The 14,099-nt window shown below is 52.9% G+C and carries 11 protein-coding genes and 3 tRNA genes; 7 read left to right on the top strand and 7 right to left on the bottom strand.

Annotated elements, in window-relative coordinates:
- Positions 1-127: 127 nt before the first annotated feature.
- Positions 128-1,093, bottom strand: coding sequence for a glucokinase (gene glk, locus ABVM99_RS13855; RefSeq protein ID WP_000170380.1), 966 nt, complete (start codon positions 1,091-1,093; stop codon positions 128-130).
- A gap of 203 nt (positions 1,094-1,296) precedes the next feature.
- Here glk and ABVM99_RS13850 point away from each other — a divergent pair, with 203 nt between their 5' ends.
- The gene (locus ABVM99_RS13850) at positions 1,297-2,532 is read left to right on the top strand and encodes an ion channel protein (RefSeq protein ID WP_000468920.1); all 1,236 of its coding nucleotides are present in this window, start codon (positions 1,297-1,299) and stop codon (positions 2,530-2,532) included.
- Positions 2,533-2,551: 19 nt separating this feature from the next.
- On the opposite strand, the gene ABVM99_RS13845 is transcribed toward ABVM99_RS13850, so the two are convergent.
- On the bottom strand, positions 2,552-4,204 hold the full coding sequence (locus ABVM99_RS13845) for an alpha-keto acid decarboxylase family protein (protein WP_272709664.1): 1,653 nt from the start codon (positions 4,202-4,204) through the stop codon (positions 2,552-2,554).
- Positions 4,205-4,384: 180 nt separating this feature from the next.
- Here ABVM99_RS13845 and mgrA point away from each other — a divergent pair, with 180 nt between their 5' ends.
- Together mgrA and ypeC are read left to right on the top strand one after the other, a co-directional pair.
- Positions 4,385-5,383, top strand: a complete 999-nt coding sequence (gene mgrA, locus ABVM99_RS13840) for an L-glyceraldehyde 3-phosphate reductase (protein WP_001581436.1) — start codon at positions 4,385-4,387, stop codon at positions 5,381-5,383.
- A 113-nt stretch (positions 5,384-5,496) separates the two neighbouring features.
- Positions 5,497-5,823, top strand: a complete 327-nt coding sequence (gene ypeC / locus ABVM99_RS13835; protein WP_000490091.1) for a DUF2502 domain-containing protein YpeC — start codon at positions 5,497-5,499, stop codon at positions 5,821-5,823.
- A gap of 60 nt (positions 5,824-5,883) precedes the next feature.
- Here ypeC and ABVM99_RS13830 read toward each other — a convergent pair whose 3' ends face one another.
- Positions 5,884-7,125: an Nramp family divalent metal transporter gene (locus ABVM99_RS13830; protein WP_023194380.1), complete on the bottom strand. Its 1,242-nt coding sequence runs from the start codon at positions 7,123-7,125 to the stop codon at positions 5,884-5,886.
- Positions 7,126-7,467: 342 nt separating this feature from the next.
- Between ABVM99_RS13830 and nupC the strand changes: the two genes are divergently transcribed.
- On the top strand, positions 7,468-8,670 hold the full coding sequence (gene nupC / locus ABVM99_RS13825; protein WP_000376343.1) for a nucleoside permease NupC: 1,203 nt from the start codon (positions 7,468-7,470) through the stop codon (positions 8,668-8,670).
- 52 nt (positions 8,671-8,722) lie between these two features.
- Here the strand turns inward: nupC and ABVM99_RS13820 are convergent, their stop codons facing one another.
- The 3 genes from ABVM99_RS13820 to ABVM99_RS13810 form a co-directional block, all read right to left on the bottom strand.
- Complete coding sequence (locus ABVM99_RS13820; protein ID WP_001112941.1) at positions 8,723-10,912, bottom strand: sensor domain-containing phosphodiesterase; 2,190 nt, start codon at positions 10,910-10,912, stop codon at positions 8,723-8,725.
- Between the two features lie 190 nt (positions 10,913-11,102).
- A tRNA-Ala gene (locus ABVM99_RS13815) sits at positions 11,103-11,178 on the bottom strand.
- A 42-nt stretch (positions 11,179-11,220) separates the two neighbouring features.
- Positions 11,221-11,296 (bottom strand) — tRNA-Ala (locus ABVM99_RS13810).
- 221 nt (positions 11,297-11,517) lie between these two features.
- Here ABVM99_RS13810 and ABVM99_RS13805 point away from each other — a divergent pair.
- Positions 11,518-11,880 carry a YfeC-like transcriptional regulator gene (locus ABVM99_RS13805; RefSeq protein WP_000472034.1) on the top strand — a complete coding sequence of 121 codons (363 nt, stop codon included), beginning with the start codon at positions 11,518-11,520 and terminating at the stop codon, positions 11,878-11,880.
- A gap of 1 nt (position 11,881) precedes the next feature.
- The gene (locus ABVM99_RS13800) at positions 11,882-12,274 is read left to right on the top strand and encodes a YfeC-like transcriptional regulator (RefSeq protein ID WP_000826514.1); all 393 of its coding nucleotides are present in this window, start codon (positions 11,882-11,884) and stop codon (positions 12,272-12,274) included.
- Between the two features lie 53 nt (positions 12,275-12,327).
- Here ABVM99_RS13800 and gltX read toward each other — a convergent pair whose 3' ends face one another.
- Positions 12,328-13,743: a glutamate--tRNA ligase gene (gene gltX / locus ABVM99_RS13795; RefSeq protein WP_000695623.1), complete on the bottom strand. Its 1,416-nt coding sequence runs from the start codon at positions 13,741-13,743 to the stop codon at positions 12,328-12,330.
- A gap of 258 nt (positions 13,744-14,001) precedes the next feature.
- Here gltX and ABVM99_RS13790 point away from each other — a divergent pair.
- Positions 14,002-14,077, top strand: a tRNA-Val gene (locus ABVM99_RS13790).
- Positions 14,078-14,099: the final 22 nt, after the last annotated feature.

Genomic DNA, 14,099 nt, shown 5'->3' with positions numbered 1-14,099 from the left:
AACCGCGTGAGGCACGCGGTTTGAGACTGGCAAGAGAATGATTAATTGCCTGATGACGCTGCGCTTATCAGGCCTACAGATGACACACTTTTGTAGGCCGGATAAGGCGTTTATGCCGCCATCTGACTTATAGAATATGGCCTAATGTCTGGCGCAGATGCGCGCCGGAGCCTAACAAGCCAGGATTATCATGGACAATCAGATAGACCGGAATTCCGTGTACATAATCTTTAAAGCGGCCTTTATCTTCAAAGCCACCACGGAAGCCGGACGCTTTAAAAAATTCCAGGAAGCGCGGGACAATACCGCCAGCGATATAAACGCCGCCAAATGTCCCCATGGTTAACGCCAGATCGCCGCCAAATCGCCCCATGATGACGCAAAAGAGCGACAACGCGCGACGACAATCGATACAGCTATCCGCCAGGGCGCGTTCGGTAATATCTTTCGGGCGCAGATTTTCCGGCAGACGGTTGTCGGACTTAACAATCGCCCGGTAAAGATTCACCAGCCCCGGGCCAGACAGCACGCGCTCGGCGGAAACGTGGCCAATTTCGGCGCGCAATATTTCCAGAATCATAGCTTCTTCTTCGCTATTAGGCGCAAAATCGACATGCCCGCCTTCGCCCGGAAGGCTAATCCAACGCTTATCCACATGCACCAGATGTGCCACGCCCAAGCCGGTTCCCGCGCCATACACCGCAATAGGTTTGCCGTCTACCGGTTCGCCGCCGCCGAACTGAATTAAATGCTCTTTTTTCAGCATCGGGATCGCCATCGACACGGCGGTGAAATCGTTGATGATTTCCAGATGGCTAAAGCCGAGATTTTTTTTCATTTCCGCAATAGAAAAAGCCCAGGTATGGTTAGTCATCGCTACCCAGTCACCGGTAATCGGGCAGGCTATGGCGATACAACCATCTTCCACGCTGACGCTATGCTCATCGAGATAAACGCGCACCACGGCCTCAAGACTGGGATAATCCAGGCCGGAATACGTTTTGGCCTGCGAGATTTCTCCACTGGCGATATCACACAGGGCAAGACGCGCATTCGTGCCGCCTACATCTCCTACTAAAGCATACTTTGTCATTCTTCTACTGCTCCGCTAAAGTCAAAATAAGTCTTTGTCACACTGTAAATTCATGGGGGCATAACAACAACGGCCATCAGGCTGACTGCCTATAAATATAGATCTTCATCACAGAATTACTTTCTTGTTTCAGCACCAATTGCAGCAATGCCGTCGGGCAGGCTGTGCAAAATAGGTATACGACCCCGTGTAAGGAAGAGATTATGTTCCACCCGCGTGCCCGAACGATGCTGCTGCTGTCGCTCCCCGCGCTGATTATTGGCGTAGCGTCAAGCCTGGTTTTAATCGCGGCGATGAAAGTCGCGTCGGTTTTTCAGCAATTTCTTTGGCAACGACTGCCCACCAGCATCGGCATCGCTTATGATTCGCCGTTCTGGATAGTGGGTATGCTCACGCTAACCGGGATCGTGGTGGGTTTGATTATCCGTTACAGTCCCGGACACGCTGGCCCCGATCCGGCCATCGAACCGTTAATCAGTATGCCAGTCTCGCCATCTGCGCTGCCCGGGCTGCTTCTCGCCTTAATCATCGGCCTTGCTGGTGGGGTAAGTTTGGGGCCAGAGCATCCGATAATGACAATAAATATCGCGCTGGCGGCGGCTTTCGGCTCCCGCCTGTTTCCGCGTATCACGGCGTTAGACTGGACGATTCTGGCCTCAGCGGGCACCATCGGCGCGCTGTTCGGCACGCCCGTCGCTGCGGCGCTGATTTTTTCGCAAACGCTTAGCGGCTCTAACGATATTCCCATGTGGGATCGCCTGTTTGCGCCGTTAATGGCGGCAGCGGCGGGGTCACTCACCACCAGCCTGTTCTTTCATCCACATTTTTCGTTACCCATCGCCCATTACACGCAGATGCGGCTGGTGGACATTGCCAGCGGAGCGATCGTCGCGGCGATCGCCATTGCCGCCGGGATGGTCGCCGTCTGGTGTCTTCCGCGTCTGCATGAGTTGCTGCACCGACTGAAAAATCCGGTCCTGATTCTCGGCATTGGCGGTTTTATACTGGGTATTCTGGGCGTCATTGGCGGGCCGCTTACCCTGTTTAAAGGACTGGACGAAATGCAACAAATGGCGTTTAGCCAGACGTTGGGCGCGGGAGATTATTTTACCTTAGCCGTCGTCAAACTCGCCGCGCTGGTCATCGCGGCGGCGAGCGGCTTTCGCGGCGGGCGCATTTTTCCGGCTGTGTTTATCGGCGCGGCGCTGGGGCTCATGCTCCATGCCCATGTTGAGGCCGTACCCGCGGCGATTACCGTCTCCTGCGCGATTCTTGGCTTAGTGCTGGTAGTGACGCGCGACGGCTGGCTCAGTCTGTTTATGGCGGCAGTCGTCGTACCGGATACCAATCTGCTGCCGCTGCTCTGCATTGTGATGCTCCCCGCCTGGCTATTGCTGGCGGGAAAACCGTTGTTGGCCGCCAACCGTCACGAACCCTAATCCGGCGCAGCGGGGGCCATTATCCCCCGTTGCGGGCTTCCAGCGCCCGGGTCACGGTACGCAGTAATTCCGGCAGATCGGCTTTTGGCAACATCACTTCAATAAATGACAGACGTTGTGGGCGCGCCAGACGTTCGAGGACCTCTGCCAGTTGGATAGCCTGCGTCACCCGCCAGCACTCCGCCTGTTGCGCCGCGTTTAGCGCCGGTGGTATCTGCGTCCAGTTCCAGCTCGCGATGTCGTTATACCGCTGGGCCGCGCCGTGAATGGCGCGCTCTACGGTATAGCCGTCATTGTTGAGCAGCAGGATGACCGGCGCCTGCCCGTCGCGTAACATCGAGCCCATCTCCTGAATCGTGAGCTGCGCCGCGCCATCGCCAATAATCAGAATCACCCGCCGATCGGGACAGGCGGTTTGCGCGCCAAACGCGGCGGGCAAGGAATAGCCGATAGACCCCCACAGCGGCTGTACCACAACTTCCGCGCCGTCAGGAAGCGACAGCGCGGCAGCGCCAAAAGCTGCAGTCCCCTGGTCGACAAGGATAATATCGCCGGGTTTGAGATACTGCTGTAAGGTTTGCCAGAAGCTTTCCTGGGTCAGTTCTCCTTTATCAATCCTCACTGGCTGTCCGGCGGAACGCGTCGGCGGCGGCGCAAAAGCGCATTCAAGGCACAGTTCGCGCAGCGTAGACACCGCCTGCGCCATCGGGAGGTTGAACCAGGTTTCGCCGATGCGCGACGCGTAAGGCTGAATCTCCAGCGTGCGTTCCGCCGGCAATTGTTGGGTAAATCCGGCCGTAAGGGTATCGACAAAACGGGTGCCGACGCAGATAACCCTATCGGCGTCCTCTACGGCCTGACGCACTTCTTTGCTGCTGGCGCCAGCGCTATAGGTGCCAACGAAGTTCGGGTGCTGTTCATCAAAAAGCCCCTTCCCCATCAGTAGTGTCGCATGAGCGATGGGCGTTTCCGCCATCCAGCGCTGCAACAGTGGTCGTAAACCAAAACGCCCGGCAAGAAAGTCGGCCAATAGCGCAATGCGCCGACTGTTCATCAGGCACTGACGGGCGTGGTAACGAAAAGCCGTCTCCACGCCGCTTTGCGCTTCATGCACGGGCAACGCCAGCGCCTGCGTAGGTGGGATGGCCGTTTTTTTCGCCACGTCGGCGGGCAACATGATGTATCCTGGCCTGCGTGCGGCAAGCATTTCACCCAATACGCGGTCAATCTCGAAGCAGGCGTTCTGTTCATCCAATATTGCGCTGGCAGCGGATATCGCCTGACTCATGCGATAAAAATGACGAAAATCGCCGTCACCGAGGGTATGGTGCATCAATTCGCCACGCTGCTGCGCAGTGCTACAGGGCGCGCCGACGATATGCAAGACCGGGACATATTCCGCGTAACTGCCCGCGATACCGTTAATAGCGCTAAGTTCTCCCACGCCAAAGGTGGTGAGTAGCGCTCCAGCGCCCGACATGCGCGCATAACCGTCCGCGGTATAAGCGGCGTTCAGCTCATTGGCGCATCCCACCCAACGCAAGGTCGGGTGGTCAATCACATGGTCAAGAAACTGCAAGTTATAATCGCCCGGTACGCCAAAAAGATGGCCAATGCCGCATCCTGCCAGTCTGTCCAGCAAATAGTCGGCCACGGTATAGGGGTTTTGCATGACAGCTTTCCTTTTTGACGTTGACATTATGTTGAGTATTAAGGAATGGCGATGGCTGTCCAGCACGACGGGGATGAAAGCCTGGAAAACAATGTTTACAGCGACGAGCAGTAAAATCCGGATACCGCCTGGCGAGTGTAACCGTATACACTATTTATTCACGCCACAGGGGGAAAGGTCATGATTTATCAGCCCGATGAGAATCGTTATCACACAATGGAGTATCGTCGCTGCGGGCGCAGCGGCGTCAAACTTCCCGCCATTTCGCTGGGGTTATGGCACAACTTCGGCGATGCGACACGGGTAGAAAATAGCCGGGCGCTGCTGCAACGCGCGTTCGATCTGGGCATTACCCACTTTGATCTCGCCAATAATTATGGGCCGCCGCCGGGCTCCGCAGAATGCAATTTTGGCCGCATTCTGCAGGAAGATTTTTTACCGTGGCGTGATGAATTGATCATCTCCACCAAAGCGGGCTACACCATGTGGGATGGCCCATATGGCGACTGGGGTTCACGGAAATACCTTATCGCCAGCCTCGATCAAAGCCTGAAACGTATGGGGCTGGAGTATGTCGATATCTTTTATCACCATCGTCCCGATCCCGAAACGCCGCTTAAAGAGACGATGAAAGCGTTAGATCACCTTGTGCGCCACGGCAAAGCGTTGTACGTGGGGATCTCTAACTATCCTGCCGATCTGGCCAGACAAGCTATCGATATTCTGGAGGATCTCGGCACGCCTTGCCTGATTCATCAGCCTAAATATTCGCTTTTTGAGCGTTGGGTAGAGGACGGGCTGCTGGCGCTGTTGCAGGAAAAAGGCGTCGGTAGTATTGCCTTCTCGCCGCTGGCGGGCGGGCAGCTCACTGACCGTTATTTGAATGGTATTCCGGAAGATTCCCGCGCGGCGAGCGGAAGCCGTTTCCTTAAACCAGAACAGATTACCGCCGACAAACTGGAAAAAGTTCGCCGGTTGAATGAACTGGCTGCGCGACGGGGTCAAAAATTGTCTCAGATGGCGCTCGCCTGGGTGCTGCGTAACGATAACGTTACCTCGGTACTGATTGGCGCCAGCAAACCGTCGCAAATCGAAGACGCCGTAGGAATGCTGGCCAATCGCCGTTTTTCGGCGGCGGAATGTGCAGAAATTGACGCTATTCTGGAGGGCCGGTTTTAGCAAAAAATGCTCTCCTTCATGATTTAAGAGTTAAGGCGATGAAACAAATCTTTACTGCTTTGTAATATTGCATTAACAGGCCGGCGACGGCTCGATCGTGAAGGAGAGAAAGTATGTTCAGGTCACTGATTCTGGCGGCAGCCTTGCTGGCTTTTACACCGCTTGCCGCGAATGCGGGCGAAATCACCCTGTTGCCCTCAATAAAATTACAGATTGGCGATCGCGATGATTACGGTAACTACTGGGACGGTGGTCGCTGGCGCGACCGTGATTACTGGCACAACCATTATGAATGGCGTAAAAATCGCTGGTGGCGCCATGACAACGGCTATCATCGCGGCTGGGATAAGCGTAAAGCGTATGAACGCGGTTATCGGGAAGGCTGGCGCGATCGCGACGATCATCGCGGGCGAGGCCGGGGTCACAAACATCATCACTAAGTCTTCTGCTGAATAACAGCCCGATGACACCCACGCATCGGGCCTGCTATCTTTCTGTCTTTATGACAATCCCATTACCGTTCCAACCAGCAACCAGATATTCAGGGCGACGACCAGCACGACAATTATCCAGCCAATCTGTTTTACCCGCCGCGTGTTCACCAGCTCGCCCATTAGCGTAGCGTTACTGGTGAAAATCAGGAGCGGCACCAGCGCCAGCGCAATACCAAAACTCAGCAGCACCTGACTCATCACCAGAATTCGGGTAGGGTCCAGCCCCATCAAAATCACAATAAATGAGGGCAGCATGGTAATGGTGCGCCGTACCCACAGCGGAATGTGAAAACGGACAAACCCTTGCATCACCACCTGCCCCGCCAGAGTCCCTACCACGGTGGAGGAAAGCCCTGCCGCTACCAGACTAAGACCAAACACCGTTGCCGCCGCATGGCTTAGTAACGGTTCCAGCGTCAGGTATGCCTGATCGAGGTCGGCGATGCCGGTGTGGCCGCTAAAATGAAACGCCGCCGCGGCGGTCGCCATCATTGCCAGATTGACAAAACCGGCAATCGTCATAGCAATAGCGACATCCCATTTCGTTGCTGAGTACCGTTGTTGCCGCGTTCCGCCGTGCAGATGCTGTGTTAATGACGAGTGCAGATAAATCACGTGCGGCATAATCGTCGCGCCAAGCACGCCGGCGGCTAAGAATACGGCTTCCGGGTTCGGTAGCGCCGGGATAACCATTCCTTTGCCGAGCTGCGCCATATTAGGCTGAGAGAAAAACAGCTCCACAATGTAAGCAGCGGCGACAAAAAGCAGTAAACCGCCGATGACTTTTTCAAGCGGTTTTTGACCGCGGCGCTGTAACATTAAAATCAGAAACGTCGCGATACCGGTCAATACCGCGCCCTGTAATAAAGAGACGCCCAGGATCAGCTTAAAACCTATTGCCGCGCCGATAAATTCAGCTAAATCGGTGGCCATCGCGATGATTTCCGCCTGTACCCAGTAAAACCAGACTACCGGGCGCGGATAATGGTCGCGAATTTGCTCCGCCAGGTTCTTGCCCGTGGCGATTCCGAGTTTTGCCGAGAGGATTTGAATCAGCATCGCCATCAGGTTCGCCCAGACCACCACCCAGAGTAGCTGGTAGCCAAAGCTGGCGCCGGCCTGAATATTGGTCGCGAAGTTACCAGGATCGATATAACCAATCGCGGCAATGAACGCAGGTCCCATTAATGCGAGCCTTAGCTTGCGCGCCGCCCGTCCGCTGCTATTCTCTACGCGATTGTCAGTCATCTTTTGCCTCAAAAACATAGCCTTTGCTATGTTTCATGCTATGTTTATTGATAATGATTATCAAGTGCATTTCAATGGGTACGGGTGATTACTTTGATAGTGTGAAACGATAGACCGATACGATGACGACCTGTATCAGAACAGTTTGGCTTAACATTACAAGATTAGCACACTGATATAACTTTTCATTTTCATATTCAGTACAGTAAAAGTGTATTACAGATCACTAATTTTGAATCTCGTCACAGGTCCTTATTATAGTGTGTGTTGGATCTCGTTTTCTTTACGGCTGTTGCATAGAATGTGCACGAAAATTAAACCTGCCTCATATTTGGAGCAAATATGGACCGCGTCCTTCACTTTGTCCTGGCGCTTGCCGTTGTTGCGGTACTCGCACTGCTGGTTAGCAGTGACCGTAAAAAAATTCGCATTCGTTATGTCATTCAGTTACTTGTTATCGAAGTGCTACTGGCCTGGTTCTTCCTGAACTCTGATGTTGGCCTTGGCTTCGTAAAAGGTTTCTCCGAGATGTTTGAAAAACTGCTCGGATTTGCCAACGAAGGGACAAACTTCGTCTTCGGCAGTATGAACGATCAAGGTTTGGCGTTCTTCTTCCTGAAAGTATTGTGCCCGATTGTCTTTATTTCCGCGTTGATCGGTATTCTCCAGCATATCCGTGTTCTGCCAGTGGTCATCCGCGCTATAGGTTTCCTGCTGTCCAAAGTAAACGGTATGGGCAAACTGGAATCTTTTAACGCCGTCAGCTCGCTGATCCTCGGTCAGTCTGAGAACTTTATCGCTTATAAAGATATCCTCGGCAAAATGTCCCGTAACCGCATGTACACCATGGCTGCAACGGCGATGTCGACCGTTTCCATGTCTATTGTGGGCGCGTATATGACCATGCTGGACCCTAAATATGTGGTCGCAGCGCTGGTTCTGAACATGTTCAGCACCTTTATCGTACTGTCGCTGATCAACCCCTATACCGTTGATGCCAGCGAAGAAAATATTCAGATGTCGAACCTGCATGAAGGCCAAAGTTTCTTCGAAATGCTGGGCGAGTACATTCTGGCAGGTTTTAAAGTGGCGATTATCGTCGCGGCGATGCTGATCGGTTTCATCGCGCTGATCGCGGCGCTGAACGCGCTGTTCGCAACGGTTACCGGTTGGTTCGGCTACAGCATCTCCTTCCAGGGCATTCTGGGTTACATCTTCTACCCGGTCGCATGGGTAATGGGCGTACCGTCCAGTGAAGCGCTGCAGGTAGGAAGTATCATGGCGACCAAACTGGTTTCCAACGAATTCGTGGCGATGATGGATCTGCAGAAAATCGCCTCTACCCTCTCTCCACGCGCTGAAGGCATTATCTCCGTCTTCCTGGTGTCCTTCGCGAACTTCTCTTCCATCGGTATTATTGCGGGCGCGATTAAAGGCCTGAACGAAGAGCAAGGCAACGTGGTTTCCCGTTTTGGTCTGAAACTGGTTTACGGTTCTACGCTGGTGAGCGTACTGTCCGCCTCTATCGCGGCGCTGGTACTGTAAGTCTGCGTTTAATGTAAAAACCGGGGAGCTATCCCCGGTTTTTTTACGCCGCTTATTTGCCTAACGGGCGCGGGCGGCCAATCAGATATCCCTGCAAACTATGTACGCCAAGCTGCAATAGCAGATCGCGCTGCGCAGGCGTTTCAACAAACTCAGCCACGACGCTCAACGATTTCGCTTTCGCTAAATCAGTGATGGATTTCACGATCATCGCATCCAGGGAGTCCGTCAGAATATCTTTTACGAAACAACCGTCAATTTTAATGATGTCCGCCTTGAGGCGTTTTAGCCGTTCATAGTTTGCATAGCCGGTGCCGAAATCATCAATGGCGATTTTTAGGCCAAACTTACGCAACTGGTTGATATTGTGCATACTGATTTCGGAATGAGAGAAGGCCTGTTCTTCAGTAATTTCGATGATGACCGAGGCAGGCGGGACGCCATAGCGTTTAAAAAGCTGCATAATGCGCGACGCCGTCTCTTTTTGCAGCAGCGTCAGCGGCATCAAATTAACCGAGAAACGCGCCCCCTGCTCCGCCGAAGGATGCGCGGACAACCATTGCAGGAGCGCTTCCATCACCTGCATATCAAACCGTACGCTCAGGTTAAACTGGGCGATAAGCGGAATGAACTGATTGGGCATCATGATACCGTCGTCGCACCGAAGCCGCGTCAGAATCTCGTCATACCCTTTTCCCTGCGCGTCGCGAATGGGTTGCGCATACAAAACCAGCGCGCCGCGCTCCAGCGCCTGACGGATTTTCTGCAACCGCAGCACCCGTTCCGTCGTCTGCCCGGAAGCGGCTTCAATACTCTGGGTCAGTGCAAGCACCCGACGATGCGAGCAGGATTGCTCCGCCAGCCAGCTTAATTGCCCCAACAGCGGTTGCAAGGTTTCCTGGCGACCATCGAATGTTCCCCACGATGCGCCGTATTCCATGTCCAGACCGGTATTGTTCCAGTAAATTTTGCGGTTATTAAGCACATTGAGCATATATTGCAGGCGGGCTTCCGTCTCCGGTCCCGTCAATACCAGCAATAATTCACTGCCCGGCAGATGGAAAATTTTCTCCTTTTCCAGCAGCAGCGGCTGCAACACGCGAAACACCTCGCGTTCGCAATGCACGCGCATCTGCATACCGTAATGACGGCTCAGAAATTCCAGGTTTTCCATGCGTAGATAACACACGCTTTGCCCGGCATCCTGTAAAAGAAACTGCTCCAGCGCACGCAGGTTAGGCAGTTGCGTCAACGGATCGGTCAATGCCTGCGAGTGCCACTGTCGATTCAACCATTCGCTACGCTGATTAATCCGCGCCATGTACAACAAACAAATACTAAAAGAAATGAGAACTGAAAGGATAAATGCCAGCGAATATTCTGAGCCCACGCCCTGCAGAAAATTGCGGTTATAGCTAAGCAGGAATAGCGCAGTGAGAGCCCAACTAAAATTCAACAGCGGATAGCTGATTTTCCCCACGCCGATGGTAAATCCAATGAACAGGACTGGCACCAGATAGCCAGCAATATACTTTGTCTCGAAAGGCGTACACAGCACCGCTAGTAGCGTCGCCAGAGTGGCAAACCAGAGAAGCGTAAACAGGCGTTTTTCTTTGGCGAGATAAGGAGCGACATCCCTCCGCCAGAAAATACGAATATAGTGCGGGCTGACTATCATCCGCAGCGGATAATAGAAAAAGAGGGTAAAAATAAGCGCGGCAGAAATCAGACTCAATAAATCAACAATCGAGAAAATAGCGGTGCCGGTGCCAAAGAAGGTAGAGATGGTCACCGGGAAAGCCAGGTAGTGCCCCGCCAGATGCATACTGATTTTTATGCCAAACGGCGTCATTAACCCTAACCAGAAAACGCGTAGCCAGATGCCTTGGTTGGGTATTCCGTAGCGCCAGCGCGCGCCCAGCTGCCAGCGTACGATAGCGCAAACCAGCAACACGGGAAACGTCTGGCAAAATAGCAGCACCATCGCCTGTGGCAGAGGTAAATGAAAATTCCATTCATTAGTCAACATCATTCCGCCTACCATCGGCGCGACGCCACGGCGGCCAAATAAAAACAGCACGGAAAACATGACGCAGAGCGGTAGCCAGGCCAGAAAGATATAGCTGGAATCAATTGTGGCGCGGGGAGAAATGAGACGAGATAGCAGAATAGCCGGAACGGTCAGGCAGAAGGCCAGTAAGAATATTTTTATATTTTTTAATACGTTACACTTATCCGGCATTGCTTTAATGCTCACATCATTATATAAGGCGCATGAATAATAAGTATATTCGCATTATGAAGCAATCTAACAAAAGCTCATATTGACCGCAAAAGCAGCGGCAAACAAACGCACCTGAAGAGCAGATCAGACGCCATGAATTTTGTGACAAAAAGCAAAAACCCCCGCTTTTCAGCGAGGGTTTGAATGTTGGTGGAGCTAAGCGGGATCGAACCGCTGACCTCTTGCATGCCATGCAAGCGCTCTCCCAGCTGAGCTATAGCCCCATAGTGCTTTTACGTATACGCCAAATTTATCGGGAGTAAATTTGGTGGAGCTAAGCGGGATCGAACCGCTGACCTCTTGCATGCCATGCAAGCGCTCTCCCAGCTGAGCTATAGCCCCACTACGTAAAGCTTGTCGAGTTGACGGGCGGCATCATATGAATTCCCTCGGCATGTGTCAACGGCAAAATGAACTTGCCGAATTCAATCGCTGAAAAAGCATTCAAATAAAGGACATTGCGGCACAACTCGCATTCAGTAGTTAAACACGTCACGGTTTCGACTAAAATGGTGCTATAAAATGAACCACTAATTAACCCCACGACTATTCAGGGAATCGTTATGTTCAAGGAACGGATGACGCCAGAAGAACTCGCTAATCTCACCGGTTACAGCCGACAAACCATCAATAAATGGGTACGGAAAGAAGGCTGGGCAACATCGCCCAAACCTGGCGTCCAGGGCGGTAAAGCCCGTCTGGTTCATGTAAACGAACAGGTTCGTGAATATATCCGCAGCGCTGAACGTTCAGTTGACCATCACGCAGACACATTCACGCCTGCCAGCAACGCATCGCTTGAAGCGCTGCTCATGACGCTCGCCAAAGAGATGACCTCATCCGAGCAGAAACAGTTTACCTCTCTCCTCGTGCGTGAAGGGATTACCGGTTTGTTACAACGCTTAGGGATACGCGATAGCAAATAATATGAAAAGATTACGCAGTAAAATGACCACTGAAGAGCTGGCTGAATGCCTCGGCGTGGCCAGACAAACCGTCAATCGCTGGATCAGAGAACAACACTGGAAAACCGAAAAATTTCCCGGCGTCAAAGGCGGACGCGCAAGACTCATCCATATTGATGCCAGCGTGCGGGAGTTTATTCTCAATATTCCGGCTTTTCGCAAACTGCCTGCGTTTTATCAGGCGGAAGAGGCTTTCGCAGAATATGCGAACGCGGCGCACAGTCACGCTTATCGCCAAATTATTGATGCCGTTGAAAATATGTCTGCTCAGGAACAGGAAAAACTGGCGCTGTTTTTATCGCGGGAAGGTATTCGCGGATTTCTGACGCGTTTAGGTATCAATGAGGCGGACTAACAAAGAATAAACGGCAGGCGTCTGCCCTGCCGTTTATTCTGTTTCAGCTGGCGTTACTGCTGACTTTCACGCTCGGCGATAAAGCCCAGCGCTTTGTTGATACGCTCAATGCTGCGGGTTTTACCAATCGCATGTACGGTGACATCCAGCGCAGGCGACTGCCCGGCACCGGTCACAGCCACACGTAGCGGCATCCCTACTTTACCCATCCCCACTTCCAGCTCATCCGCCGTGGCCTGAATCGCGTGGTGGACGTTTTCTGCTGACCAGTCCGTAATCGCCGACAGCTTGTCGCGCACCACTTCCAGCGGCTGACGCGCCACCGGACGGAGGTGTTTTTTCGCCGCATCGGCGTCAAACTCGCTGAAGTCTTCATAGAAGTAGCGGCAGCTCTGCGCCATCTCTTTCAGAGTCTTGCAGCGCTCGCCCAGCAACTTCACCAGTTCAGCAAGCTGCGGGCCGTTACGGGTGTCGATATTTTCCTGCTCGATATGCCACTGCAAATGTGTCGCCACATATTCCGGCGCCAGCGTATTGATATAGTGGTGGTTCAGCCACAGCAGTTTATCAGTGTTGAACGCGCTCGCAGACTTGCTCACCGCACCGAGGGAGAACAGCTTGATCATCTCTTCGCGGGTGAAGATCTCCTGATCGCCGCTGGACCAGCCCAGACGCACCAGATAGTTCAGCAACGCTTCCGGCAGATAACCGTCATCGCGATACTGCATCACGCTCACCGCACCGTGACGTTTAGACAGCTTTTTACCGTCGTCGCCGTTAATCATCGACACATGCGCGTACATCGGCACCGGCGCGTTTAACGCTTTCAGAATGTTAATCTGGCGCGGAGTATTGTTGATATGGTCTTCGCCACGAATCACATGGGTAATTTCCATATCCCAGTCGTCCACCACCACACAGAAGTTGTAGGTCGGCGAACCGTCGGTACGACGAATGATCAGATCGTCCAGCTCCTGATTGCTGAATTCGATCGGCCCACGGATCTGATCATCAAAAATAACGGAACCGTCCTGCGGGTTAGCAAAGCGCACCACGCATGGCTCATCGTCGGCATGATGTTCGTGACTGTGGCGGCAGCGCCCGTCATAACGCGGCTTCTCGCCTTTCGCCATCTGATCTTCACGCAGTTGCTCCAGACGCTCTTTAGAGCAGTAGCATTTATAGGCCGTTCCCGCCTCCAGCATCTCGTCAATCACCGCGTTATAGCGATCAAAACGTTTGGTCTGGAAATATGGGCCTTCGTCCCATTCCAGGTTCAGCCAGTTCATACCATCCATGATGGCTTCAATGGCTTCCGGCGTGGAACGCTCAAGATCGGTGTCTTCAATACGCAGCACGAACTCACCGCCGTGGTGACGTGCGAAAAGCCAGGAATAAAGAGCAGTACGCGCGCCGCCGACGTGCAGATAACCTGTCGGGCTAGGCGCGAAGCGAGTTTTGATTTTCATGAAATGGCCTTACGTTTATAAAGATGCCGACAACCGGCAAATCCTGGAAAGATGAATAGCCTTGTATTCTATCACTGTGGCTTGATTCCTCAATGTTGATCCGGTCAGAACGCTACGCTTTGCTATTTCCGTATAGAAATCATGCAGCGCGGAGTAATTCACGATCGTTTTGTTTAATTTTACGACGAACAAACAAAAACTTTAGAAAATGCGTTGACTCATTTTCAACTCTCCCTATAATGCGACTCCACACAGCGGGGGTGATTAGCTCAGCTGGGAGAGCACCTCCCTTACAAGGAGGGGGTCGGCGGTTCGATCCCGTCATCACCCACCAACTACTTTATGTAGTCTCCGCC

Source organism: Salmonella sp. SJTUF15591 (assembly GCF_043356435.1).
GTDB lineage: Bacteria > Pseudomonadota > Gammaproteobacteria > Enterobacterales > Enterobacteriaceae > Salmonella > Salmonella enterica.
The sequence above is the reverse complement of the archived record's forward strand: the minus strand, read 5'-3'. Positions and strand labels throughout refer to the sequence as shown.

What these genes read in the sequence shown, in the direction of transcription:
- ABVM99_RS13800 (WP_000826514.1), top strand. Translation starts at nt 11,882, where the DNA reads ATGAAAAGATTACGCAGTAAAATGACCACTGAAGAGCTGGCTGAATGC.
- ABVM99_RS13805 (WP_000472034.1), top strand. Translation starts at nt 11,518, where the DNA reads ATGTTCAAGGAACGGATGACGCCAGAAGAACTCGCTAATCTCACCGGT.
- mgrA (WP_001581436.1), top strand. Translation starts at nt 4,385, where the DNA reads ATGATTTATCAGCCCGATGAGAATCGTTATCACACAATGGAGTATCGT.
- nupC (WP_000376343.1), top strand. Translation starts at nt 7,468, where the DNA reads ATGGACCGCGTCCTTCACTTTGTCCTGGCGCTTGCCGTTGTTGCGGTA.
- ABVM99_RS13845 (WP_272709664.1), bottom strand. Translation starts at nt 4,204, where the DNA reads ATGCAAAACCCCTATACCGTGGCCGACTATTTGCTGGACAGACTGGCA.
- ABVM99_RS13850 (WP_000468920.1), top strand. Translation starts at nt 1,297, where the DNA reads ATGTTCCACCCGCGTGCCCGAACGATGCTGCTGCTGTCGCTCCCCGCG.
- ABVM99_RS13820 (WP_001112941.1), bottom strand. Translation starts at nt 10,912, where the DNA reads ATGCCGGATAAGTGTAACGTATTAAAAAATATAAAAATATTCTTACTG.
- glk (WP_000170380.1), bottom strand. Translation starts at nt 1,093, where the DNA reads ATGACAAAGTATGCTTTAGTAGGAGATGTAGGCGGCACGAATGCGCGT.
- ypeC (WP_000490091.1), top strand. Translation starts at nt 5,497, where the DNA reads ATGTTCAGGTCACTGATTCTGGCGGCAGCCTTGCTGGCTTTTACACCG.
- ABVM99_RS13830 (WP_023194380.1), bottom strand. Translation starts at nt 7,125, where the DNA reads ATGACTGACAATCGCGTAGAGAATAGCAGCGGACGGGCGGCGCGCAAG.
- gltX (WP_000695623.1), bottom strand. Translation starts at nt 13,743, where the DNA reads ATGAAAATCAAAACTCGCTTCGCGCCTAGCCCGACAGGTTATCTGCAC.